The following is a 23,411-nucleotide window of genomic DNA, read 5'->3' as shown; positions in this document are numbered from 1 at the left end:
GCAGGAGTCATTCGATGGCCCATATTAGTGTTGAGCGTACCCATAACCTGGGTAAGGAAGCGGCCCGCGAGAAGGCCGACAAGTTGGCGCAGAAGCTGTCCGATCAATATGGCCTGGAACCGCAGTGGTCCGGCGATACCCTGAACCTCAAACGTTCCGGTGTGCAAGGTGCGGTGCGTGTGGGCGAGAACTCGATCAAAGTCGATGTCGAACTGGGCCTGTTGATGTCCGCCATGAGCGGCACCATCAAATCGGAAATCGAAAGGGCCCTCGATAAAGCACTGGCTTGATCCACGTCCCTCTGCGAAATGCGATCCCTGTGGGAGCGAGCCTGCTCGCGAAAGCGGTCTTTCAGTCGACATCAATGTTGAATGTACCTGCCTCTTCGCGAGCAGGCTCGCTCCCACATTTGTTTGTGGTGTGCCCAAAGGTTTATGTCATTTGTTAGGGTGCCGTTTCTAATTTTTCTCACTACTTTGTGCCTGAGCCCGGCTCTTTACGGGCAGTTCCTCAACCCCTCTGCGCGTGAGGTGCACCATGGCCAAAGTTATTTTGAAGAAAAAAGTCGACGTTGAGACTAGTGCTCTTGGCGACGTCAAATCGTATGCCCGCAAGATCTGGCTGGCAGGCCTGGGTGCTTACACCCGGGTCGGTCAAGAGGGTGGTGAGTACGTTCAAGAGTTGATCAAGGCTGGTCAAGCTGTTGAAAAGAAAGGTAAAAAAGTCATCGATGAGAAACTTGAAGCGGCCAATGCCGAAATCGATGAAGCCAAGAATGAAGTGAGCACTTTCAAAGGCAAAGTCGAACTTCAACTCGACAAAGTCGAAAGGGCTTTTGATACGCGTATCGCAAGCGCCTTGAATCGTATCGGCATTCCGTCTAAACATGACGTGGAGACACTCTCTGCTAAGCTCGATGAGCTGACGGCATTGCTCGAACGTGTCGCGCGTAAATCTTAAGGAGAACGGGATGGCTGGTAAAAAGAATACTGAAAAAGAAGGCAGCTCGTGGATCGGGAAGGTCGAAGACTACTCCCGCAAAATCTGGCTGGCTGGTTTAGGCGTGTACTCGAAGATCGACACTGACGGCAGCAAGCTCTTCGATACATTGGTTAAGGACGGCGAGAAAGCCGAGAAGCTTACCAAGAGCGCTGTCGGCAAAAAAGTCGATGCCGCCAAGGACTCCGCTTCGTCGGCCAAGTCGCGCATCAGCGGCGTGAAAGATCGCGCACTGGGCAAGTGGGATGAGCTGGAAGGGGCTTTTGACAAGCGCCTGAACAGCGCCATTTCGCGCCTGGGTGTACCGAGCCGCAATGAGGTCAAGGCACTGCATAGCAAGGTCGATACCCTGACCAAGCAAATCGAAAAACTCACCGGTGCCAAGGTTGCGCCTGTTGCGGCGAGAACCGCGGCGGCCAAACCAGCAGCCAAAAGTGCTGCCAAACCGTTGGCCAAGGCTGCCGCAAAACCGGCTGCCAAAACTGCCGCGGCGAAACCGGCAGCTAAAGCGGTCGCAAAACCAGCCGCAAAACCAGCAGCCAAACCTGCCGCTAAAGCCGCGGCAGCCAAACCTGCTGCAGCGAAGAAGCCGGCAGTGAAAAAACCGGCAGCTGCGAAAGCGGCTGCACCGAAACCAGCAGTAGCTGTCGCCAAACCGGCAGCCCCGGTAAGCACGGCGAACTCCGCCGCTGCGCCGACCCCTGCTGTAACCCAGACTGCCGCGCCGGCTCCATCGACGCCAACCAGTCAGTCCTGATTTCAGGACTAAAAAAACGCCCGGCCTGCGAAGGTCGGGCGTTTTTGTTTGTGCATAGACTCTAGAAAGCACCACAAATCCAATGTGGGAGCAAGCCCGCTCCTGTAGGAGTCAGGCTTGCCGGCGAACCAGCCGCCTCGGTCCATCAGCAATACCGCGTTATCGTTCTTCGCGGGCAAGCCTCGCTCCTACAGGGTTAGTCATGCTCTTCGAGGTACTGCAACGCCAACCGCTCGGTCGCCACCTTGATCGGCGGCAACAAGTGCGGCGCTACGAGCATCATGATCTGATACACCACCAGTCGCACTTCCCCTTCACGGTCCAGAATCCGCTGATAATCCAGTGAGAACAGCAACGTCATGGTGATTTGCTCCACCAGTTGCCCCAGCGCCTGGGTGTCACTGACCAGCTGACCCTGAGCTTTCAACTGTGCCAGCAATGAAGCCAGTGTGCGCTTCAACGCATTGAGCAGGTTGCGTATCCCCTTGGCCAGTTTCGGCAGGCGGCCGGCAAGGTTCGACAGGTCCTGGAACAGGAACCGGTAGTGCGCCAGGCGTTCGACGATCAGGTGCAGAAACAGCCAGTAATCATCGGGCGCCAATTCCACATCGGACGGTGGATCGAGCAACGGCGTCAGTTCAGCCTGGAAGCGCTCGAACAGCCCGAGAATCAGCGGTTCCTTGCCGTGGAAGTGGTAGTAGAGATTGCCCGGGCTGATGCCCATTTCGTTGGCCACTTCCATCGTGGAGACGTTCGGTTCGCCCTTCTGATTGAACAACTGCAGAGCACATTCGAGAATCCGGTCGCGGGTTTTCATCCAGTCTTCTTAATGGTCGAGTCATGCCACGGCCATTGGCGGCCGTGGTTCGTTGAACGTCAGCGCACACGCACGTAAGTACCGGGTGCCGCTTCCATGGGTGGATAGTTTTGGCTACCGAGGGTCATCACGGTTTCGCGTTGTGCGCCGGAGCGTGCCTGAATCCAGTCCAGCCATTGCTTCCACCAACTGCCATCGACGCGCTTGGCGTCGTAATACCAGGCTCGCGGGTCACTGCTCAGTTTCGGGTTCTCGACGTAGCTGGCTTTCGGATTGTTGGGCGGGTTGAGAATGCTCTGCACATGACCGCTGCTGGACAGCACGAAGCGCCGCTCGCCACCCAGCAGCAATGTCGAGCGATACACCGCATCCCACGGGGTAATGTGATCGTTCATGCCGGCCACGCTGAAACTGTCGACGGTGACCTTCTGCAGGTCGATCGGCGTGCCGCACACTTCCAGTCCGCCCGGATGACTCAGCGGGTTGTGTTTGAAGAAGTCCAGCAGATCGCCATGGAAAGCGGCCGGCAGACGGGTGTTGTCGCAGTTCCAGTAGAGGATATCGAACGCTGGCGGTTCTTTGCCCAGCAGGTAGTTATTGACGAAGTAACTCCAGATCAAGTCGTTGGGCCGCATCCAGGCAAAAACCCTGGCCATGTCACGACCTTCCAGAACCCCCTTCTGATAGGAGCGGCGCTTGGCCGCTTCCAGTGTCTGCTCGTCGGCGAAGAGGGTGGCCGGGCTGTCTATCTGACTGTCGAGCAAGCTGACCAGATAGGTCGCGCTGGACACCCGCCGCATCTGCCGCTTGGCCTGCAAATGCCCTTGCAGCGCAGCAATGGTCAGCCCGCCGGCGCAGGCCCCCATCAGGTTGACCTCGCGAGCACCGGTGATCGCCCGGCAGACATTCAACGCTTCTTCGGCGGCTTCGACGTAAGACGACAGCCCCCATTCGCGATGACGCACATCGGGATTTCGCCAACTGATAACGAAGGTCTGCAATCCGTTTTTAAGGGCGAACTGGACGAAGCTGTTGCCGGGGCTCAGGTCGAATATGTAGTACTTGTTGATCTGGGGCGGCACGATCAGCAACGGTTTGGAATACTGCTTTTCGCTCATCGGCTTGTACTGGATCAGTTCCAGCAGCTCATTGCGAAACACCACGGAGCCGGTGGTGGTCGCGACCGTTTTGCCCACCTCGAATGCTTGTTTGGTGACTTGTCTGGGCAGACCGTCATTGTGCAGAAGGTCGTCGAGCAGATGGCCGAGACCTCGCACCAGGCTGCTGCCGCCGGAGTTGAAGATCTCCTTGATCGCCAGTGGATTGAGCAGGGTATTGGACGGTGCCACGGCGTCGTTGATCAAGGCAAAGGCGAAGTGGGCGCGGGCGCGATCGTCCGGGCTCATGTTGCTCTCGTCGATCCAGTGCTTGATCTCTTTCTGCCAGCTCAAATAGGCCTGCAAGCTGCGGCGATAAAAAGGATTGAGGCTCCACGTCGGGTCGGCAAAGCGATTGTCCTGCGGGTTGATCGGGTGCAGGGTTTCACCCCACAGTACGCGGCCCAGCTGGCCGCCCAGTTTGAAAACATGCCGGGCAGTGTTCACCGGGTTGCGCAGGCCATGAGCGGCCACGCTGCGCAAGGTTGAAATCAGGTCCCGGCCACGCAGGCCGGTAATCGCACTCTGTGCATTGATGAACGCGGCGGGAGTGGGCATGGAGCCCGTCGCTGGTTTGTCGCGCATGAGTTAACACTCCTTCGTCATCAGGCTAAATACAAACACCCCGAACCAGATCACCATAGACGTTGTTGCGGATTGTTGCGCGGCACGGCGTCCTGTCGAGCGCTTTTCATAAACAAAAGCCCGAGTCGGTTAGCCACCCGATGGCGCCGGGTGCGGATGCATCACCGCACGCTGACGTTCTTCCTCAAGAAACTTCATGATGATCGGTGCCACCGCTTCGGCCCGGGTAATCAAAAACAGATGCCCGTCGTCGATGATGTGCAATTGGGCATTGGGAATCCGCCAGGCCAACATGCGCATATTGATCAGCGGAATCAGCGGGTCATCGTCACCGGCCAGCACCAGGGTCGGCTGGTGAATTTTGTGCAGCCAGTGAATGCTGGTCCAGCCGAAGCCGGCGAACAGCTGCCAGTAATAGCCGAGTTTGCCGGCCGAGCGGACTCTTGCGGCGTGGCTGGCGGCCAGGGTCGGATCGCGACGGAACGAGCCGCCATAGATCATCGGTGCGATACGGATCACATGAGATGGCTGGATGTAGCGACGTGGGCTGGCCATCATCCACAGCACTTTCGGCTTGCCCGGAACCATCACGGCGCCGGCCGCCGTGGCCGCCAGTACCAGCTTCTTGCAGCGCTCGGGATAGTCATAGGCGAACTGCTGCGCCAGAGCGCCACCCCACGACACGCCAATCACGTTGACCTGCCCGTAATTGAGGTAGTCGAGCATTCGCGCCGTGAGTTTCGCCAGGCCCGAAAAGCGATACGGACGCCTGGGGGTCGATGAGCCGCCGACACCGGGAACGTCGAAGGCGATGACTTCCAGGTCCGGATCCAGAGCCTGGACGAACGGAAATATCAGCTCCAGGTTGGCGCCGATGCCGTTGAAAATCAGCAAGGGCGTCAAGTGAGGCTTGCCGGGGCGTACCGCGGTGCGGAGGGTCTGGCCATCCAGGTTGACGGTACGAAAGACGAACGGTTGCGGCATGCTTCGGGCCCTGTGGGTCGCTATCTCTAATTCTTCCTCGCCCTCTGTGGGGGCGAGCAGGCTCGCTCCCGCAGGGGCGGGGTGTGTCAGTTACCGCTCATGCACATAAGTACCCGGCGACGCTTCACCCGCGGGATAGGCCTTGTTGCCCAGGTTGGCGGGAGACTTCTTCAGTTTGCCCGAGCGCTCGGCCTGCCACGCCTGCCAATGCAACCACCAGGAGTCGGTGTGCTTGGTGGAGTTCTCCATCCACTCTTCGGCCTTGACCGGCATTTCGCTGCTGGTCATATAGCGCGATTTCGGATTGCCCGGCGGGTTCAGGATGCTCTGGATATGTCCGCTGCTGGACAACACGAACTCGACCTTGCCACCGAAAAGTTGTGCCGACTTGTAGCAGGATTTCCATGGCGTGATGTGGTCGTTGGTGCCGGCCAGGGAAAATATATCGGCGGTGACCTGCTTGAGGTCGATCGGTGTGCCGCACACTTCCAGTGCGTCGGGGCGGATCAGTGGGTTGTTCTTGAACATCTCGATCAGGTCGCCGTGGAACGCCGCCGGCAAGCGAGTGGTGTCATTGTTCCAGAACAGAATGTCGAAAACCGGCGGCTCGTTGCCCAGCAAATAGTTGTTGACCCAGTAGTTCCAGATCAGGTCGTTGGGGCGCATCCAGGCGAAGACTTTCGCCATGTCGCGGCCTTCCAGCACACCGGCCTGGTAGGAGTGGCGCTTGGCGGCTTCGAGGGTCTGCTCGTCGACGAACAGGGCTACATCGCTGTCGAGGGTGGTGTCCAGCACGCTCACCAGCAAGGTGAGGGCGTTGACCTTCTTCTCGCCGATTGCTGCGTAGTGACCCAGCAGGGCGGTGCAGGTGATGCCGCCGGAGCAGGCGCCGAGCATGTTCACGTCTTTGCTGCCGGTAATGGCCGTGACGACATCGACCGCTTCCTTGAGCGCTTCGATGTAGGTCGACAGGCCCCACTCGCGCTGCTCCTTGGTCGGGTTGCGCCAGCTGACAATGAACGTCTGCACGTTGTTGCGCAGGCAGAAGCGCGCCAGGCTCTTGTCCGGGCTCAGGTCGAAAACGTAGAACTTGTTGATCTGGGGTGGCACCACCAGCAGCGGGCGCTCATGCACTTGCTCGGTGATCGGTCGGTACTGGATCAGCTCCAGTACGTCATTGCGAAAGACCACCGCGCCTTCGGTCACGCCCAGGCTTTTGCCGACTTCGAACGCGCCCATGTTGACCTGGCTCGGCATGCCGCCGTTGTGTATCAGATCCTTGGCCAGATGGGAGAGACCGTCGAGCAGGCTTTTGCCGCCGGTTTCGAAGAAGCGTTTGACCGCCGCCGGGTTGGCCGCTGTGTTGGTCGGGGCCATGGCTTCGGTCATCAGATTGACCACGAAATGCCCGCGAGCGACGTCCTTGGGCGAGAGGTTGCTGTCATCGATCCAGGCGTGAAGCTCCTTGCGCCATGCCAGATAAGTTTGCAAATAACGTTTGTAGAGCGGGTTCTGACTCCAGGCCGGGTCGAGGAAGCGACGGTCATCGCTTTGCGGTTGGAGCTCGGATTTTCCGAGCAGCACGTTCTTGAGTTCGATGCCGAAATGGGCAACATGCCTGGCGCTGTGGATGGGTTGTCTGATGGCCTGGGTCAGCACCATGCGGGCAGAGCCCAAGAGATCCTTTCTACGTAGTCCAACAACAGGATTCAGCCCCAAGGTATTTTCCGAAGCCTGAAATTTCAAGTCATCGTTAAGCTTGTTACTCATCTACGACGCTCCATTGTCCTGAGACGAGTACCTGAGTCCAGCTGTGTAGTCACACAGCACGCCAGGTACTACTGCTCGGGTGACTGTTAATTGCACATCGCTGATTTTTTGTCAGAGAGCACTGCACGGAACCTGCCAGCTCCATTGGTTACCCGAGTTTAATTTTTTTCGCAAGCGGGCCAATCGTTGCCACCGCAGCGAAGCATTCAAACAGATGGAATTAGAAAATGCCCTCTAAATACCCAGAGGCCTGACCTAGAGCATCAGCTTGACGACGGATTCATTCGGATCACGGGTCTTTCCAGCCGCTTTGAGTTCCTCAAGATAATCACTCCAGAGATCTTCTTGGCGCACTGCCAGCTGGTACAGATATTCCCAGGTGAACAGTCCGCTGTCGTGGCCATCGTCGAAGGTCAATTTCAGTGCGTACTGACCGGCCGGCTCGACCTTGGTCAGGCCGACGCCGATCTTGCCAAATTGCAGGATAGGTTTGCCGTGGCCCTGGACCTCGGCGGAGGGGGAGTGCACGCGGAGAAACTCGGCGGGCAGGTGGTATTCCTCGCCGGACGCGTATTTGAGCGTCAGGGTTTTCGAGGCTTTGTGGAGTTTGATGTCGGTGGGGAGTTGGGTCATGGCCGGCAGTCCGTCTTTGTGGGAGACCTGTTGGAACCTGATCTGCAAAACACCACAGTTCAAATGTGGGAGCGGGCTTGCTCGCGAAAGCGGTGTAACAGTCAACACAGATGTTGAATGTTACGGCCTCTTTCGCGAGCAAGCCCGCTCCCACAGGTTCGCTGACTCTGTAAGTATGGCTTACAGGATATAACGGGACAGGTCTTCGTTCTGTGCCAATTCGCCCAAGTGGCTGTTGACGTAGTCGGCATCGATCAGGATCGGCTTGTCCTCGTGGGCGCTGGCCAGATCGCCGGCGCTGAACGACACCTCTTCAAGCAGGCGCTCGAGCAAGGTATGCAGGCGACGGGCGCCGATGTTCTCGGTTTTCTCGTTGACCTGCCAGGCGATCTCCGCCAGGCGCTTGATGCCGTCCGGCAGGAATTCGATGAGCAGACCTTCGGTTTTCAGCAATGCACAATACTGCTCGGTGAGCGATGCATGTGGTTCGCTGAGAATGCGTTCGAAATCTTCCGGGCTCAGGGCTTTGAGTTCAACCCGAATCGGCAGACGACCCTGCAGCTCGGGCACCAGATCGCTCGGCTTGCTCAGATGGAACGCACCGGAGGCGATGAACAGGATGTGGTCGGTCTTGACCATGCCCAGTTTGGTGTTGACGGTGCAGCCTTCGATCAGCGGCAGCAAGTCACGCTGTACGCCTTCACGGGACACGTCGATGCCACCGGAGTTGCCGCGCTTGGCGACCTTGTCGATTTCGTCGATGAACACGATGCCGTGCTGCTCGACGGCTTCCAGGGCCTTGGCCTTCAATTCTTCTTCGTTGACCAGGCGACCGGCTTCTTCGTCGCGAACCAGTTTCAGCGCTTCCTTGACCTTGAGCTTGCGGTTTTTGCGCTTGCCCTTGCCCATGTTGGCGAACAGGCTCTGCAACTGGTTGGTCATTTCTTCCATGCCCGGTGGCGCGGAGATATCGACGCCGGTCACTTCGGCCACTTCGATTTCGATCTCCTTGTCATCCAGCTGACCTTCACGCAGGCGTTTGCGGAACAGCTGACGGGTGTTGGAATCCGCGGACGGTGCGGCGTCGTCGTTGCTGAAGCCCATGCGTGCCGGTGGCAGCAAGGCGTCGAGGATGCGTTCCTCGGCGGCGTCTTCGGCGCGGTGACGAACCTTGGTCATTTCCTGCTCGCGCAGCAACTTGATCGCGGCGTCCGCCAGATCACGAATGATCGATTCGACGTCGCGGCCGACGTAGCCCACTTCGGTGAATTTGGTCGCTTCGACTTTGATGAACGGCGCGTTGGCCAGTTTGGCCAGGCGACGGGCGATCTCGGTTTTACCGACACCGGTCGGGCCGATCATCAGGATGTTCTTGGGGGTGACTTCGACACGCAGCTCTTCGGGCAGCTGCATCCGGCGCCAGCGATTGCGCAAGGCGATGGCGACGGCGCGTTTGGCATCGTCCTGGCCGATGATATGGCGATTGAGTTCGTGGACGATTTCACGGGGGGTCATGGGCATAATAATTGGCGGTCCTCAAGCAGCAGTGAGCCGTGGCGCTAGGCCGAAACAGGCTTACTCAGCGAGGTCCTGCTCCTCAATGGTGAAGGTGTGGTTGGTGAATACACAGATGTCGCCGGCGATACCGAGCGCGGTTTCGACGATTTCCCGGGCCGACAAATCGGTTTTCTTCAACAGTGCACTCGCGGCGGCCTGGGCGTAACCGCCGCCGGAACCCATGGCGATCAGGCCTTCTTCGGGTTCAACCACGTCACCATTGCCGGTGATGATCAGCGAGGCATCTTTGTTGGCGACCGCGAGCATGGCTTCGAGGCGGCTCAGGGAGCGGTCGGTGCGCCATTCTTTGGCGAGTTCGACGGCGGCGCGAACCAGGTGACCCTGATGTTTCTCGAGCTGGCCTTCAAAACGTTCGAAGAGGGTGAAGGCGTCAGCGGTGGCCCCGGCAAAACCGGCGATAACCTGGCCGTGGTAGAGGCGGCGAACTTTCTTCGCGTTGCCTTTCATCACGGTATTGCCGAGCGAAACCTGGCCGTCGCCGCCCATGACGACTTTGCCGTGGCGGCGAACTGAAACGATGGTGGTCAAGAGAGAGTCTCCACGCAGCGGGGCGAAAATGCCTTATGCCAACTCATATGGGGGTGGTGGAGCGTTTTTCAACTGTAGGACGCGACGGGAGACGAGCGGTGTAGGGCAGGGATGGGGGTGTTGTCTGTTCGGACGCCTTCGCGGGCAAGCCTCGCTCCTACAGAGATTTGCGTGATCCCTGTAGGAGCGAGGCTTGCCCGCGAAGAACGATGACGCGGTGTCCCTGATGAAATCAGCGGCTCTGACGTTGTTGTAACAACAGGTTGCTGAAACCGCTGCCGGCCAGTTGTTTCTGAGCCGTGGTCAGTTGTTCGCGGTTGCTGAACGGGCCGACCAGAACCCGATACCAGGTCTCGTCCTTCACCGTGCCGGATTCAACCGCCACAGCCTGACCCAGCAGGATGATCTGTGCACGCACCTTGTCGGCATCGGCTTCCTTGCGGAACGAGCCGGCCTGCAGGAAGAACTTGGTCACCGGCGCGGCTTTCGCCACGGGCGGCGCTGGCGGCGGGGTGATGCCGGCCAATGCCGCTTGAGCCCGGGCGGTGTCGATCTTCGCCGCTTCCGCAGGCGTCACCGGCGTGGTCGGAATGGCCGGCACTTGAGGCGTCGGCAGGGTCTTCTCCGGTACTGCGTCCGGCGGCACGATGACTTCCGATTCCGGCAGCAAGGTGTAGAAGTCGTACTTGGGCTTCACCGGTTGCGTCGGGCTCGGCGGGGTCTTGTTGGCCTCGGCGATCTTGGTGGCTTTCTGCTGTTCGATCTTCTCGCGCTTGACGCTGTCGCTGCCCTTGCCCGGCTCCAGCTTCATCAGGAACACAATGAACGCACCGACCGTCAGGCCGATGGCCATCCACAGCCAGCCCGGGATCGGTTGCTTTGCAGGAGCTTGGTAACGGCTGGCGCCACGCTTGGGTGCAGGTTTTTTCTTGGCAGCCAACTTACATACGCTCCAGAGTTTCCAGACCCAAGAGTTCCAGGCCTTGCTTGAGAGTGCGGCCGGTCAGCGCGGCGAGGCGCAGACGGCTCTGCATTTGCGCCGGGGTGTCGGCGCCGAGGATCGGGCAGTTCTCGTAGAAACTGGAGAACAGGCCGGCAACATCGTACAGGTAGGTGCAGAGAATGTGCGGCGTGCCTTTGTCGGACACGTTATTCAGGACTTCGCCGAACTGCGCCAGTTTGGCCGCCAGCTCATGTTCGTGCGCCGCTTCGAGGACGATCTGCCCTTCGACTTCGCTGAAGTCCTTGCCGAGTTTGCGGAACACGCCGGCCACACGAGTGTAGGCGTACAGCAGGTATGGCGCGGTGTTGCCTTCGAAGTTCAGCATCAGGTCGAAGTTGAAGCTGTAGTCGCTGGTGCGGTGCTTGGACAGGTCGGCGTATTTCACGGCGCCGATGCCCACGACCTTGGCGATGTTGCGCAACTCGTCTTCGGCAAGCTCCGGATTTTTGTCCTTCACTAGGGTGTAGGCGCGTTCCTGGGCTTCGGTCAGCAGGTCGATCAGCTTCACGGTGCCGCCATCACGGGTCTTGAACGGACGGCCATCGGCGCCGTTCATGGTGCCGAAGCCCATGTGTTCCATTTCCATCGGGTGCGTCACAAAACCCGCCAGGCGTGCGACCTGGAACACTTGCTGGAAGTGCAGGGCCTGGCGCTGGTCGACGAAATACAGTGCGCGATCGGCCTTCAGCACGCCGCTGCGGTAGCGCACGGCCGCCAGGTCAGTGGTGGCGTAGAGGTAGCCGCCGTCGGCCTTGACGATGATCACCGGCAACGGGTCGCCGTCGGCGTTCTTGAACTCGTCGAGGAACACGCATTGAGCGCCGTTGCTCTCGACCAGCAGGCCAGCAGCCTTGAGGTCGTTGACCACGTTGATCAGGTCGTCGTTGTAGGCGCTTTCACCCATGACGTCGGCCATGGTCAGTTTGACGTTCAGCAGTTCGTAGATTTTCTGGCAGTGCGACAGCGAGATGTCTTTGAACTTGGTCCACAGCGCCAGGCAGTCCGGGTCGCCGGCTTGCAGCTTGACCACCAGGCCACGGGCGCGATCGGCGAACTCTGCGGATTCGTCGAAGCGCTGCTTGGCGGCGCGGTAGAAGTTTTCCAGGTCCGACAGCTCGTCGCTGGTGATCGGGTTTTCCTGCAGATAAGCCATCAGCATGCCGAACTGGGTGCCCCAGTCGCCGACGTGGTTCTGGCGGATCACTTCGTCGCCGAGGAACTCCAGAACCCGGGCCACGCCGTCGCCGATGATGGTCGAGCGCAAGTGGCCGACGTGCATCTCTTTGGCCAGGTTCGGTGCCGACAGGTCAACCACGGTGCGTTGCACCGGGCCGGTCTTGCGTACGCCAATGTGGTCGTCGGCCAGGGCCGCGTCCAGGCGGGTCGCCAGGGCTTGAGTGTTCTGGAAGAAGTTCAGGAAGCCAGGGCCAGCGATTTCGGCTTTGGAGACGTTCTCGTCGGCGGGCAGCGCGGCGATGATTTTCTCGGCCAGGTCACGCGGCTTCATGCCCGCAGGCTTGGCCAGCATCATGGCGATGTTGCTGGCGAAGTCGCCGTTTTTCTTGTCGCGAGAGTTTTCCACCTGGATCGCCGGCGACAGGCCTTCAGGCAACACACCTTCGTTGACGAGTTGGGTGATGGCTTGTTGGATCAGCTGGCGAATGGTGTCTTTCATGGTCTTCTCTTTCGACCGCAAGCGCGGCGGCGCTTCGATGCGCTGGTGGAAAAACTGGGCATTATCCGTTGCGAAGGCGGGCTTGCCAACTATAGCGGGCAGGTTATGGATATGTGGTGACAAATCGGCCGCCTTCGCGGGCAAGCCTCGCTCCTACAAGGGAGTGTGCGGATCACCCTGGATCCATCGTAGGAGCGAGGCTTGCCCGCGAAGGCAATCTCTCAATCAATACAAATCCACCGGATCGACATCCAGCGACCAACGCACCGCCCGCCCGCTCGGCATCTGCTCCAAAACCAGCAACCAACTGCTCAACAAACGATGTAACGGCGCCCGGGCCGTGGCTTGCAGCAGCAACTGTGCGCGGTAACGCCCGGCCCGGCGCTCCATCGGCGCCGGCACCGGCCCCAGCAACTCGATACCGGTCAGATTCTGCTCGCCCAGTAAACGCTCGGCCTCGCTGCATGCCTCATCGAGAAAGCCTTCGGCTTGCCCCGGTTTATGCGCTTCGGCCCGCAGCAGCGCGAGATGCGCGAACGGCGGCAGCCCTGCGGAGCGGCGTTCGCTCAATGCCTGTTCGGCAAAGGCGAAATAGCCCTGCTCGGTCAGTTGCACCAGCAGCGGATGGTCCGCCAGGTGCGTCTGGATGATGACTTTGCCCGGCTCTTCGGCCCGCCCCGCGCGCCCGGCAACCTGGACGATCAATTGCGCCATGCGTTCGCTGGCGCGGAAGTCGCCGGAGAACAGTCCGCCGTCGGCATCGAGGATCGACACCAGGGTCACCCGTGGAAAGTGGTGCCCTTTGGCAAGCATCTGCGTGCCGACCAGAATGCATGGCTGGCCTTTCTGGATGGTGGCGAACAGTTGATTCATCGCGTCTTTGCGTGAAGTGCTGTCGCGGTCGACTCGCAGCACCGGGACGTCCGGAAACAGAATGCCCAGGCGCTCTTCAGCGCGCTCGGTACCGGCGCCCACCGGTCGCAAATCGACCTTGCCGCACTTCGGGCAATGCCGGGGCACGCGTTCGACGTAGCCACAATGGTGGCAGCGCAACTCGCCCGAGCGCTGATGCACGGTCATTCGCGCATCGCAGCGCTGGCATTCGGACATCCAGCCGCAGTCGTGGCAGAGCAGCGTCGGGGCGAACCCTCGGCGGTTAAGGAACACCAGCACCTGCTGGCCGGCGGCGAGGGTCTGACCGATGGCTTGCTGCATCGGCCCGGAAATGCCGCTGTCCAGTGGACGACTTTTCACGTCCAGGCGCAGGAAGCGCGGTTGCTTGGCGCCACCGGCCCGCTCATTCAGGTGCAACAGGCCATAACGACCGGTGTAGGCGTTTTGCAGGCTTTCCAGCGAAGGTGTGGCGGAGCCGAGGACGATCGGGATGTTTTCCTGCCGGGCGCGAACCAGTGCCAGGTCGCGGGCGTGGTAGCGCAGACCTTCCTGCTGTTTATAGGAACCGTCGTGCTCTTCATCGATGATGATCAGGCCGGGGTTCTTCATCGGCGTGAACAGCGCCGAACGGGTGCCGATAATAATGTCGGCCTCGCCATCCCGTGCTGCCAGCCAGGCGTCCAGACGCTCGCGGTCGTTGACGGCGGAGTGGATCAGCGCGATGCGTGCATTGAAGCGCTGCTCGAAGCGCGCCAGGGTTTGCGGGCCGAGGTTGATCTCCGGGATCAGCACCAGGGCCTGCTTGCCCGCCTCAAGGGTTTCGCGGATGAGCTGCAAATAGACTTCGGTCTTGCCGCTGCCGGTGACGCCCGCCAGCAAGAATGCGTGATAACTGTCGAACCCGGCGCGAATCGCTTCATAAGCGGCGCGCTGCTCGGGGTTGAGCGGCAATTCCGGTTGCGCCAGCCAATGCTCGTGACGCGCACCGGGGGCATGCTTGCGAATTTCTACTTGCACCAGATCCTTGGCCAGCAGCAGATCGAGGCTGTCTTTGCTCAGCATCAGTTTGCTCAACAACTGATGGGCGACGCCGTGGGGATGCTGGGCCAGGGTCGCCAGGGCTTCACGTTGTCGCGGGGCGCGGGCGATGCGCGGATCATCGAGGCTGGCGCCGGGCGCGGCAGACCAGAAACGCTCCTGACGGGCTTCGGCCAGTTCACCCTGGCGCAACAACACCGGCAGCGCCCAGCTCAAGGTGTCGCCGAGGCTGTGCTGATAATACTGGGACGTCCACAGGCACAGCTTGAACAACGCGGGCGGCAGCGGCGGTACGGCATCGAGCAGCGCCAGGGCCGGCTTGAGCTTTTCCGTCGGGACTTCGCTGTGATCGGTGACCTCCACCAGAATTCCGATCATCTCCCGACGCCCGAACGGCACCCGCAAGCGCATGCCCGGGTGTAGCTGGGCGCGCAGGACTCCGGCCGGCGCGCGGTAGTCGAACAGGCGGCGCAGGGGCGAAGGGAGGGCGAGGCGCAGAATGGCGTCGGGCACGCGGGGGGATCTCAATCAGCGGAAAATAAACAGCAGGGCCATGATCTGTGGGAGCGGGCTTGCTCGCGAAAAGGGAGTGTCAGTCAGCAATCATGTCGTCTGACACACCGCTTTCGCGAGCAAGCTCGCTCCCACAGGGATGGCGCTTTGGGCCGGGAGCCTAGCAGACGACTGGTTTAAGCGACAGCTTGCGTGAATGGCATTGTCTGGTAGAATCCGCGGCCTAATTACGTGCGGTATTCAACAATAGTGTTGGGTGGCGGCACGATAGCCCGAGGAAGACACCATGAAAGCTGATATCCATCCAGATTACCCAGTCATTGCTGTTACTTGCAGCTGTGGCAACAAGTTCGAAACTCGTTCGACCTTCGGCAAAGCCCTGCCGATCGACGTATGCAACGAGTGCCACCCGTTCTACACCGGTAAGCAGAAGACTCTGGATACTGGCGGCCGTGTTCAGAAGTTCGCCGATCGTTTCGGTGCTTTTGGCAAAAAAGCCTAAGGCTGATCATTTTGGAAAGTCGTTTCGGCTTCTCCAGACTGATAAAAAAGGCGTCCCTCGCGGGCGCCTTTTTTGTGTCTGCGATTTGGCTTTCCGGTGCCCAGGCCTTCTGCCCGGCACCGGGCGGGCTGACATCGGTCGCGGTGCAGCGGGTGGTGGATGGTGACACCTTGCGCCTCGACGATGGCCGCAGTGTGCGCATGATCGGTCTGAACACCCCGGAGCTGGGGAAAAAGGGGCGTTCCGACGAGCCGTTCGCCGTGGCCGCGCGCAAGCGCCTGGAAGCGTTGGTGGCCGCCAGCGATGGACGGGTCGGCTTGTTGCCCGGCAAGGAGAGCAAAGACCATTACGGTCGCACTCTGGCTCATGTCTATAGCGCCGATGGAGCCAATCTCGAAGCGCAGATGCTCGCTGAAGGTCTGGGTTTTCAGGTGGCGGTGGCACCGAACGTCGATTTAGTCGATTGTCAGCAAGCTGCGGAACGCAGTGCGCGTCAGGCCGGGCTTGGGTTGTGGCGACAATCACCTGTACTGAAAGCGCAGCAGATCAGTGATTCCGGTTTCGCCGTCCTCAGCGGTCGTGTGAGCAAGGTTCAGCGCAATCGCGGCGGGATTTGGATCGAGTTGCAGGATTCGGTTGTATTGCGCGTTGCACCCAATGTGCAGGGGCAATTCGATGTCGCATCGCTTGAAAAGCTCAAAGGCAAGCAGATTGAGGCTCGCGGCTGGGTGGTCGATCGTTCGCGCCGTGGCGGACTGAAATCGGGGCAAGCGCGTTGGCTTCTGCCTTTGACCGATCCAGCAATGTTGCAAGTTGCGCCATAAGAAAAAATTGTAGACATTTTTTGCTGGGATTGTGAACAGTAAAGCCCTTATGTTCCGTGGCTCTTGGCCCAAAGTCGTAGGGTCGGGCGCTTGACAGGGGTGACTGGTCAGTCTTGTGAGGACTTTGCGAGGCGAGTATCCTCGGCGGTCCGTCTGTCCAACAGTAAAAAGCGGAATGCCCACATGTCTGATTTGAAAACTGCCGCTCTCGAATATCACGCCCATCCTCGTCCAGGGAAGCTGAGTGTCGAGCTCACCAAGGCCACCGCTACCGCCCGCGATCTGTCGCTGGCCTACAGCCCCGGCGTAGCCGAACCAGTACGCGAAATCGCCCGCGATCCTGAGCTGGCCTACAAATACACCGGCAAGGGCAACCTGGTTGCAGTCATTTCCGATGGCACCGCAATTCTCGGCCTGGGTAACCTTGGCCCATTGGCTTCCAAGCCGGTTATGGAAGGTAAGGGCGTGCTGTTCAAGCGCTTCGCCGGCATCGACGTTTTCGACATCGAAGTCGACTCCGAAAGCCCGCAAGCCTTTATCGATACCGTCAAGCGTATCTCCATCACCTTCGGTGGCATCAACCTGGAAGACATCAAGGCGCCTGAGTGCTTTGAGATCGAACGTGCTCTGATCGAGCAGTGCGACATTCCGGTATTCCACGATGACCAGCATGGCACCGCGATCGTGACCGCCGCCGGCATGATCAACGCCCTGGAAATCGCTGGCAAAACCCTGGCTGACGCCAAGATCGTCTGCCTGGGCGCTGGTGCCGCCGCCATCTCCTGCATGAAATTGCTGGTGAGCATGGGCGCCAACATCGAAAACATTTTCATGGTCGACCGTACCGGTGTGATCCATTCCGGCCGTGATGACCTGAACCAGTACAAGGCTGTCTTCGCTCACGCGACCGAGAAGCGCACCCTGGCTGACGCGCTGGAAGGCGCTGACGTGTTCGTTGGCTTGTCCGGCCCGAACCTGCTGAGCGCTGAAGGCCTGAAATCCATGGCGGCCAACCCGATCGTGTTCGCGTGCTCGAACCCGGATCCGGAAATCGCCCCGGAACTGGCTCACGCTACCCGTGATGACGTGATCATGGCCACCGGCCGTTCGGACTACCCGAACCAGGTCAACAACGTACTGGGCTTCCCGTTCATCTTCCGTGGTGCCCTGGACGTTCGCGCCAAGCGCATCAACGAAGAAATGAAAGTGGCCGCCGCCAATGCCCTGCGTGAACTGGCCAAGCTGCCAGTGCCTCAGGAAGTGTGCGACGCCTACGGCGGCATCAAGCTGGAATTCGGTCGTGAGTACATCATTCCGAAACCAATGGATGCCCGTCTGATCACCGTGATCTCCGATGCCGTGGCCAAGGCTGCGATCGAGACCGGTGTGGCGACCCTGCCGTATCCGAAGAACTACCCGCTGAAAAGCGTGGATGACGTGTTCAACGGCTAAGCCGTTGTAACGCTTCAACCAAAAGCCCCGGCTCTTATTGAGTCGGGGCTTTTTTGTATCTGAGGGTTTTGTATCGTGTGTAAGGGCCTCTTCGCGGGCAAGCCTCGCTCCTACGGGATTGCGGTTGGTCGTGGGTTTGCGTACGGCACAAAATCTGTAGGAGTGAGGCTTGCCCGCGAAGGCTGCCTCACAGGAAACCCGAATACTAAAAAGCCCCGCCTTCCAGAGAAGCACGGGGCTTTTGCATTGCGTTACCCGATCAGAACAAATCGATCGGCGCCGCCTCGTCCGCTGGCAGCGGGCTGCCCGGCACATTGCCGTTGCCCAGTTCGTTCACCGACGGTGGCGTGTCTTCGGCCTTGAACAGCTCGAAGTAGGCGCCTGGCGTGCCTGGAGTGGCTGCACGGCCACTGACCGGGTCGACGCGCAGGCTGAGGATGCCTTCGGGTTCCGCTTGGGTGTGGGGCGGTTTGTCTTTGAGGGCCGCCGCCATGTAGTTCATCCAGATAGGCAGGGCGACAGTGCCGCCGAACTCGCGTTTGCCCAGGCTTTCCGGTTGGTCGAAGCCGGTCCAGACGGTGGTCACGTAATCGGCGTTGTAGCCGGAGAACCAGGCGTCCTTGGATTCGTTGGTTGTACCGGTCTTGCCCGCGATGTCGCTGCGACCCAGTGCCAGCGCACGGCGGCCGGTGCCGAGTTTGATCACGTCCTCAAGCATGCTGTTGAGAATGTAGGTGGTGCGGCCATCGATAATGCGCTCGGCCACGGCGGGCGCTTGTGGCGCTGGCTGGGCGGACGGTGCTTCGCCCGGGGTGGCATTGACCGTGAAGGTATTGGCGGCCGGCACGGCGATGCCGCTGCTGACGTCCTGGCCCTTCGGAACGCTCGGCGGGTTGGCGACAAACAGCGTGTCGCCGTTGCGGCTTTCGATCTTGTCGATGATGTACGGGCTGACTTTGTAGCCGCCGTTGGCGAAGGTGCTCCAGCCGGTGGCGATTTCCATTGGCGTCAGGGTCGCGGTACCCAGCGCCAGCGAAAGATTGCGCGGCAGGTCCTGCTTGTTGAAGCCGAACTTGCTGATGTAGTCGATGGTGCGGTCGACACCGAGCGCTTGCAGCAGGCGGATCGATACCAGGTTGCGCGACTTGTAGAGCGCTTCACGCATGCGGATCGGGCCGAGGAAGGTGTTGGTATCGTTCTTCGGACGCCAGACCTTGTCCAGGTACTCGTCGACGAACACGATCGGTGCGTCGTTCACCAGGCTGGCGGCGGTATAGCCGTTGTCCAGGGCGGCGCTGTAGACGAACGGCTTGAAGCTTGAGCCCGGCTGACGCTTGGCCTGCATCGCGCGGTTGTAGTTGCTCTGCTCGAAGGCGAAACCGCCGACCAGGGAACGAATGGCGCCGTTCTGCGGGTCAAGGGAAACCAGTGCGCCCTGAGCCTGTGGAATCTGGCTGAATTTGAGCGAATGGTCCGGCTGACGCTGCACCCGAATCAGATCGCCGACCTGGGCCACGTCCGACGGCTGCTTGGGATTGGCGCCCATGCTGTTGGTGTTCAGGAACGGGCGCGCCCACTTCATGCTGTCCCAGGCGACGTGTTCTTCGCCGGTGCGGGTCAGCACCTGCACGCCGTTCTTGTCGATCTGGGTCACGATCGCCGGTTCCAGGCCGCTGATGGTCCGCTGCTTGGTCAGCTCCAGGGTCCACACCTCTCGGGTTTTACCCGGCAGGCGTGATTCGGGGCCGCGATAACCATGACGTTGATCGTAGGTCATCAAGCCTTCATGGATTGCGGTATTGGCCATTTCCTGCAAGTTGCTCGGCACCGTGGTGGTGACGCGGAAACCCTCGGTGTACGCATCGCTGCCGTAACGCCCGACCATTTCGGCACGGGCCATTTCGGCGACGTACGGTGCGTTCACTTCCGGGGTCGGCACATGGTAGCTGGCGTTCAGAGGCTCATTGATGGCCGTGGTGTAGTCGGCTTCGGTGATCTTGCCGAGCTTGTACATGCGCCCCAGGATCCAGTCGCGACGCTCCTTGCTACGAGCCGGGTTGGCCAGCGGGTTGAAGCGCGACGGTGCCTTGGGCAGGCCGGCGATCATCGCCATCTGCGCCAGGCTGACGTCACGAATCGACTTGCCGTAATAGACCTGCGCCGCCGCCTCGATGCCATAGGCGCGGTTGCCCAGATAGATCTTGTTGACGTACAGCTCGAGGATTTCATCCTTGGTCAGCTGCCGTTCAATCTGCAGGGCCAGGAGGATTTCAGTGGTCTTGCGCGAGAAGCTGCGTTCGCTGGTCAGGAAGAAATTCTTCGCCACCTGCATGGTGATGGTGCTGCCGCCGGACTGAATGTGTCCGCTCTTTACCAGCTGGGTGGCGGCACGCATCAGGCTGCTGGGATCGACGCCGTAGTGGTTGGCGAAATTGTCGTCTTCAGCACTTAGTAACGCATTGATGAAATTGGGGGGAATGTCGGCGAAACGGATTGGTGTGCGACGCATCTCACCAAATTCTGCGATCAACTTGTTGTCGCTGCTGTACACCCGTAAAGGAATCTGCAACTGAATACTTCTTAGCGCCTCCACGGATGGCAATCCGGGGCTAAGGTAAAGAAAGGCGCCGCTCAGACCCAGGAGCAGTCCGCAGAAAACGGCGACGATGGACCAACCGAAAAATTTCAGCAGACGAATCAAGGCTTTTGGATATCCAGGGCAAAGAATGAATTAGGCATCAGGGTTCAGGCTATACAGAGAATGACCCGCGCTTGCAGTGAAAGCGGAAAAAACGCTGGGCATTATAAGCATTTTTCCGTTGGGGGCGTCATTTGCGCTTCTGTCAAGACGGAGGGTATTGAACGCAATGGATATTACAGAGTCCGTAACTCACGGATAGTCATAGGGAATTGGTAGTGCTAGGACTCTTCAATAAAAAAGCCAATACGCTTCTGGGGATCGACATCAGCTCCACGTCGGTGAAGCTACTGGAGTTAAGTCGCCAGGGTGATCGCTATCGGGTCGAGGCCTATGCGGTCGAGCCGCTGCCCGCCAGTGCCGTGGTCGAGAAAAATATCGCCGAGCTCGAAGGCGTTGGGCAGGCGCTTGCGCGCGTGCTGCTCAAGGCTAAAACCAGCCTCCGGAATGTGGCCGTGGCCGTGGCCGGCTCGGCGGTGATCACCAAGACCATCGAGATGGACGCCGGCCTTTCCGACGACGAGATGGAAAACCAGCTGAAGATCGAGGCCGATCAATACATTCCTTATCCACTGGACGAAGTGGCGATCGATTTCGAAGTGCAGGGCGTGTCGGCGCGCAACCCCGAGCGGGTCAATGTGCTGCTGGCGGCCTGTCGCAAGGAAAACGTCGAGGTTCGTGAAGCGGCGCTGGCCATTGCCGGTCTGACGGCGCGCGTGGTCGATGTCGAGGCCTATGCGCTGGAGCGGTCGTTCGGCCTGCTGGCCACCCAACTGGCCGCCTCTCAGGAGCGTCTGACCGTGGCAGTGGTCGATATCGGCGCGACCATGACCACCCTGAGCGTGCTGCATAACGGGCGGATCATCTACACCCGCGAACAATTGTTCGGCGGCCGTCAACTGACGGAAGAAATCCAGCGTCGTTATGGCCTGACGGTCGGGCAGGCGGGGCTGGCGAAGAAGCAAGGCGGTTTGCCAGACGATTACGTCAGCGAGGTCTTGCAGCCGTTTCGTGAAGCGTTAGTGCAGCAGGTGTCACGGTCATTGCAGTTTTTCTTTGCCTCCGGTCAGTACAACTCGGTCGATCACATCCTCCTGGCCGGCGGTACCGCTTCGGTCCCCGGGCTGGATCGATTGATCGAGCAGCGACTGGGTATGCCGACCCAGGTCGCCAATCCATTCTCCAACATGACCCTGAGCAGCAAGGTCAACGCCGGTGCCCTGGCGAGCGATGCCCCGGCACTGATGATCGCCTGCGGGCTGGCCCTCAGGAGTTTCGACTGATGGCACGGATCAATCTTTTACCTTGGCGCGAAGAGTTGCGCGAAGCGCGCCGCAAGCGGTTTTTGCTGGCGTTGGTGGGGGTGCTGGTAGGGTCGGTGGGGGCGCTGCTGATCGCGGATCAAGTCGTTAGCGCAGCCATCAATCGGCAAGTCGCCCGTAACGACTACATCGGCAAGCAGATTGCCGTGGTCGACGAGCGGATCAAGCAGATCAGCGACCTGAAGGCCCGTCGACAGCAACTGGTCGAGCGCATGCGCATCATCCAGGACCTGCAAGGCAACCGGCCGATCAGCGGGCGGGTGTTCGATCAATTGGCGCGAACCCTGCCGGAGGGGGTCTATTTCACCGAAGTGAAAATGGTCGGCAAGACCTTGTCCATCACCGGCGCGGCGGAGTCCAACAATCGTGTTTCTGACCTGATGCGCAATCTCGATGCCTCCGACTGGTTCGATGCGCCCAACCTCACGGAGGTCAAAGCGACCACTGCCGGTCAGCTGGATCAGGCTAATGTATTTCAGCTGACCGTTCGTCAGACCCAGCCCACGATTGTGGAGGGCGGGAAATGAGGCCATCCGAATGGTTTGAAGGGCTGCGCAAGATCGACATTAACGATCTTGACACCAATAACATGGGTTCCTGGCCAGCGGCGATCAAAGTCATAGCCGGTGTGCTGCTCATGGTTCTGGTGCTGGCTCTGGGCTACAGCTTCTATCTCAGCGACCTGCAAAGCCACCTCGAACTCAAGCGCGAAGAAGAGTCGACCCTGAAGGAGCAGTTTGCGACCAAAGCCCACATGGCCGCGAATCTGGAGCTGTATACCCAACAGATGAAGGAGATGGAAAACTCCTTCGGCTTGCTGTTGCGGCAATTGCCCAGCGACACCGAAGTGCCGGGTCTGCTGGAGGACATCACCCGCACGGGGCTGGGCAGCGGCCTGGAGTTCGAAGAGATCAAGCTGCTCCCGGAGGTCACCCAGCAGTTCTACATCGAGCTGCCAATCCAGATCACCGTTACCGGCGCTTATCACGACCTGGCCACTTTCGTCAGCGGCGTGGCCGGCCTGCCACGGATCGTCACCCTGCATGACTTTGACCTGGCGCCGGCCAATCCTGACGGCGGTCCGAAGTTGCGCATGAGCATTCTGGCCAAGACCTACCGCTACAACGACAAGGGGCTGCAAAAATGAGTCCGATTCGTTGCCTGTCGATGGTGATTTTTTTGGGCGTCCTGGCCGGTTGTGGCGGCGACAGTGATTTCAGCGACCTGGATGCGTACTTGAACGAAGTGCGTCTGCGCGCGCCCGGCAAGATTGAACCAACGCCGACATTTCGGTCTTACCCGACATTCACCTACAACGCTGCCAACCTGCGTAGCCCGTTTTCCCGGCAGGTCAGAGTCGATCTGGCCGGCCAGAAGCACGGCTCGCTTAACGTCAAGCCCGATCCGAATCGGGTCAAACAGTACCTCGAAGGTTTCAACATCGAGCAATTTGAAATGGTCGGCACGATCTCCAATGCGACCGGCTCCTTTGCGCTGCTGCGCGGGGCGGGCGGTGTGCATCGGCTGAAAGTCGGCGATTACCTGGGGCGTAACGATGGGCGGATCGTCGCCATCAGCGGTTCGCAAGTCGAAGTGGTCGAAATCGTTCCCGATGGCGAAGGCGCCTGGCTGGAGCGGCCGCGGACCATCCCTTTGAAAGAGCACTCATAGTGGAACTCGAA

The 23,411-nt window shown here is 59.8% G+C and carries 21 protein-coding genes; 10 read left to right on the top strand and 11 right to left on the bottom strand.

The window, feature by feature from the left end:
* Positions 1 to 14: 14 nt before the first annotated feature.
* The 3 genes from KGB14_RS20220 (at position 15) to KGB14_RS20210 (ending at position 1,756) form a co-directional block, all read left to right on the top strand.
* Positions 15 to 290: a polyhydroxyalkanoic acid system family protein gene (locus KGB14_RS20220; protein ID WP_223488476.1), complete on the top strand. Its 276-nt coding sequence runs from the start codon at positions 15 to 17 to the stop codon at positions 288 to 290.
* 247 nt (positions 291 to 537) lie between these two features.
* Complete coding sequence (locus KGB14_RS20215) at positions 538 to 960, top strand: phasin family protein (RefSeq protein WP_223488475.1); 423 nt, start codon at positions 538 to 540, stop codon at positions 958 to 960.
* A 10-nt stretch (positions 961 to 970) separates the two neighbouring features.
* Positions 971 to 1,756 carry a phasin family protein gene (locus KGB14_RS20210; protein WP_223488547.1) on the top strand — a complete coding sequence of 262 codons (786 nt, stop codon included), beginning with the start codon at positions 971 to 973 and terminating at the stop codon, positions 1,754 to 1,756.
* Between the two features lie 196 nt (positions 1,757 to 1,952).
* On the opposite strand, the gene KGB14_RS20205 is transcribed toward KGB14_RS20210, so the two are convergent.
* The 10 genes from KGB14_RS20205 to KGB14_RS20160 form a co-directional block, all read right to left on the bottom strand.
* The gene (locus tag KGB14_RS20205; protein ID WP_223488474.1) at positions 1,953 to 2,573 is read right to left on the bottom strand and encodes a TetR/AcrR family transcriptional regulator; all 621 of its coding nucleotides are present in this window, start codon (positions 2,571 to 2,573) and stop codon (positions 1,953 to 1,955) included.
* A gap of 59 nt (positions 2,574 to 2,632) precedes the next feature.
* Positions 2,633 to 4,315 carry a class II poly(R)-hydroxyalkanoic acid synthase gene (phaC, locus tag KGB14_RS20200; protein WP_223488473.1) on the bottom strand — a complete coding sequence of 561 codons (1,683 nt, stop codon included), beginning with the start codon at positions 4,313 to 4,315 and terminating at the stop codon, positions 2,633 to 2,635.
* 129 nt (positions 4,316 to 4,444) lie between these two features.
* Positions 4,445 to 5,299, bottom strand: coding sequence for a poly(3-hydroxyalkanoate) depolymerase (phaZ, locus tag KGB14_RS20195; RefSeq protein WP_223488472.1), 855 nt, complete (start codon positions 5,297 to 5,299; stop codon positions 4,445 to 4,447).
* A gap of 90 nt (positions 5,300 to 5,389) precedes the next feature.
* Complete coding sequence (gene phaC, locus KGB14_RS20190) at positions 5,390 to 7,069, bottom strand: class II poly(R)-hydroxyalkanoic acid synthase (RefSeq protein ID WP_223488471.1); 1,680 nt, start codon at positions 7,067 to 7,069, stop codon at positions 5,390 to 5,392.
* A 255-nt stretch (positions 7,070 to 7,324) separates the two neighbouring features.
* Positions 7,325 to 7,702 (bottom strand): gamma-butyrobetaine hydroxylase-like domain-containing protein, encoded by a 378-nt coding sequence (locus KGB14_RS20185; RefSeq protein ID WP_223488470.1) that lies wholly within the window; start codon positions 7,700 to 7,702, stop codon positions 7,325 to 7,327.
* Positions 7,703 to 7,882: 180 nt separating this feature from the next.
* Positions 7,883 to 9,223: an ATP-dependent protease ATPase subunit HslU gene (gene hslU / locus KGB14_RS20180; RefSeq protein WP_223488469.1), complete on the bottom strand. Its 1,341-nt coding sequence runs from the start codon at positions 9,221 to 9,223 to the stop codon at positions 7,883 to 7,885.
* Between the two features lie 54 nt (positions 9,224 to 9,277).
* On the bottom strand, positions 9,278 to 9,808 hold the full coding sequence (gene hslV / locus KGB14_RS20175) for an ATP-dependent protease subunit HslV (protein ID WP_007899242.1): 531 nt from the start codon (positions 9,806 to 9,808) through the stop codon (positions 9,278 to 9,280).
* Between the two features lie 232 nt (positions 9,809 to 10,040).
* On the bottom strand, positions 10,041 to 10,748 hold the full coding sequence (locus KGB14_RS20170; protein WP_123358790.1) for an SPOR domain-containing protein: 708 nt from the start codon (positions 10,746 to 10,748) through the stop codon (positions 10,041 to 10,043).
* A gap of 1 nt (position 10,749) precedes the next feature.
* Entirely contained in the window at positions 10,750 to 12,486 is a 1,737-nt protein-coding gene (gene argS / locus KGB14_RS20165) for an arginine--tRNA ligase (protein WP_223488468.1), read from the bottom strand.
* 225 nt (positions 12,487 to 12,711) lie between these two features.
* Positions 12,712 to 14,931 carry a primosomal protein N' gene (locus tag KGB14_RS20160; protein ID WP_223488467.1) on the bottom strand — a complete coding sequence of 740 codons (2,220 nt, stop codon included), beginning with the start codon at positions 14,929 to 14,931 and terminating at the stop codon, positions 12,712 to 12,714.
* Between the two features lie 286 nt (positions 14,932 to 15,217).
* Here KGB14_RS20160 and rpmE point away from each other — a divergent pair, with 286 nt between their 5' ends.
* The 3 genes from rpmE to KGB14_RS20145 all read left to right on the top strand — a co-directional run bounded on the left by rpmE (position 15,218) and on the right by KGB14_RS20145 (position 17,709).
* Complete coding sequence (gene rpmE, locus KGB14_RS20155) at positions 15,218 to 15,433, top strand: 50S ribosomal protein L31 (RefSeq protein ID WP_145016632.1); 216 nt, start codon at positions 15,218 to 15,220, stop codon at positions 15,431 to 15,433.
* 11 nt (positions 15,434 to 15,444) lie between these two features.
* A complete protein-coding gene (locus tag KGB14_RS20150) occupies positions 15,445 to 16,257 on the top strand; it encodes a thermonuclease family protein (protein WP_223488466.1) in 813 nt (270 codons plus the stop codon).
* A 183-nt stretch (positions 16,258 to 16,440) separates the two neighbouring features.
* Complete coding sequence (locus KGB14_RS20145) at positions 16,441 to 17,709, top strand: malic enzyme-like NAD(P)-binding protein (protein ID WP_223488465.1); 1,269 nt, start codon at positions 16,441 to 16,443, stop codon at positions 17,707 to 17,709.
* A gap of 259 nt (positions 17,710 to 17,968) precedes the next feature.
* Here KGB14_RS20145 and KGB14_RS20140 read toward each other — a convergent pair whose 3' ends face one another.
* Positions 17,969 to 20,407, bottom strand: a complete 2,439-nt coding sequence (locus KGB14_RS20140) for a penicillin-binding protein 1A (protein ID WP_411740797.1) — start codon at positions 20,405 to 20,407, stop codon at positions 17,969 to 17,971.
* A gap of 218 nt (positions 20,408 to 20,625) precedes the next feature.
* On the opposite strand from KGB14_RS20140, the gene KGB14_RS20135 reads away from it, so the two are divergent.
* From KGB14_RS20135 to KGB14_RS20120, 4 genes are read left to right on the top strand one after another with little or no spacing between them, the layout of a single operon-like run.
* Positions 20,626 to 21,690 (top strand): pilus assembly protein PilM, encoded by a 1,065-nt coding sequence (locus KGB14_RS20135; protein ID WP_223488463.1) that lies wholly within the window; start codon positions 20,626 to 20,628, stop codon positions 21,688 to 21,690.
* The gene (locus KGB14_RS20130) at positions 21,690 to 22,256 is read left to right on the top strand and encodes a PilN domain-containing protein (RefSeq protein ID WP_223488462.1); all 567 of its coding nucleotides are present in this window, start codon (positions 21,690 to 21,692) and stop codon (positions 22,254 to 22,256) included. Before KGB14_RS20135 ends, KGB14_RS20130 begins: the two co-directional genes overlap by 1 nt.
* Positions 22,253 to 22,876, top strand: coding sequence for a type 4a pilus biogenesis protein PilO (pilO, locus tag KGB14_RS20125; protein ID WP_223488461.1), 624 nt, complete (start codon positions 22,253 to 22,255; stop codon positions 22,874 to 22,876). Before KGB14_RS20130 ends, pilO begins: the two co-directional genes overlap by 4 nt.
* Positions 22,873 to 23,400 (top strand): pilus assembly protein PilP, encoded by a 528-nt coding sequence (locus tag KGB14_RS20120; protein ID WP_223488460.1) that lies wholly within the window; start codon positions 22,873 to 22,875, stop codon positions 23,398 to 23,400. The genes pilO and KGB14_RS20120 overlap by 4 nt, the downstream gene beginning before the upstream one ends.
* Positions 23,401 to 23,411: the final 11 nt, after the last annotated feature.

This window comes from Pseudomonas sp. A-RE-19 (assembly GCF_019956555.1).
Lineage (GTDB): Bacteria > Pseudomonadota > Gammaproteobacteria > Pseudomonadales > Pseudomonadaceae > Aquipseudomonas.
Note: the sequence above shows the minus strand (reverse complement) of the source record. Positions and strands in the feature narration are given on the sequence as shown.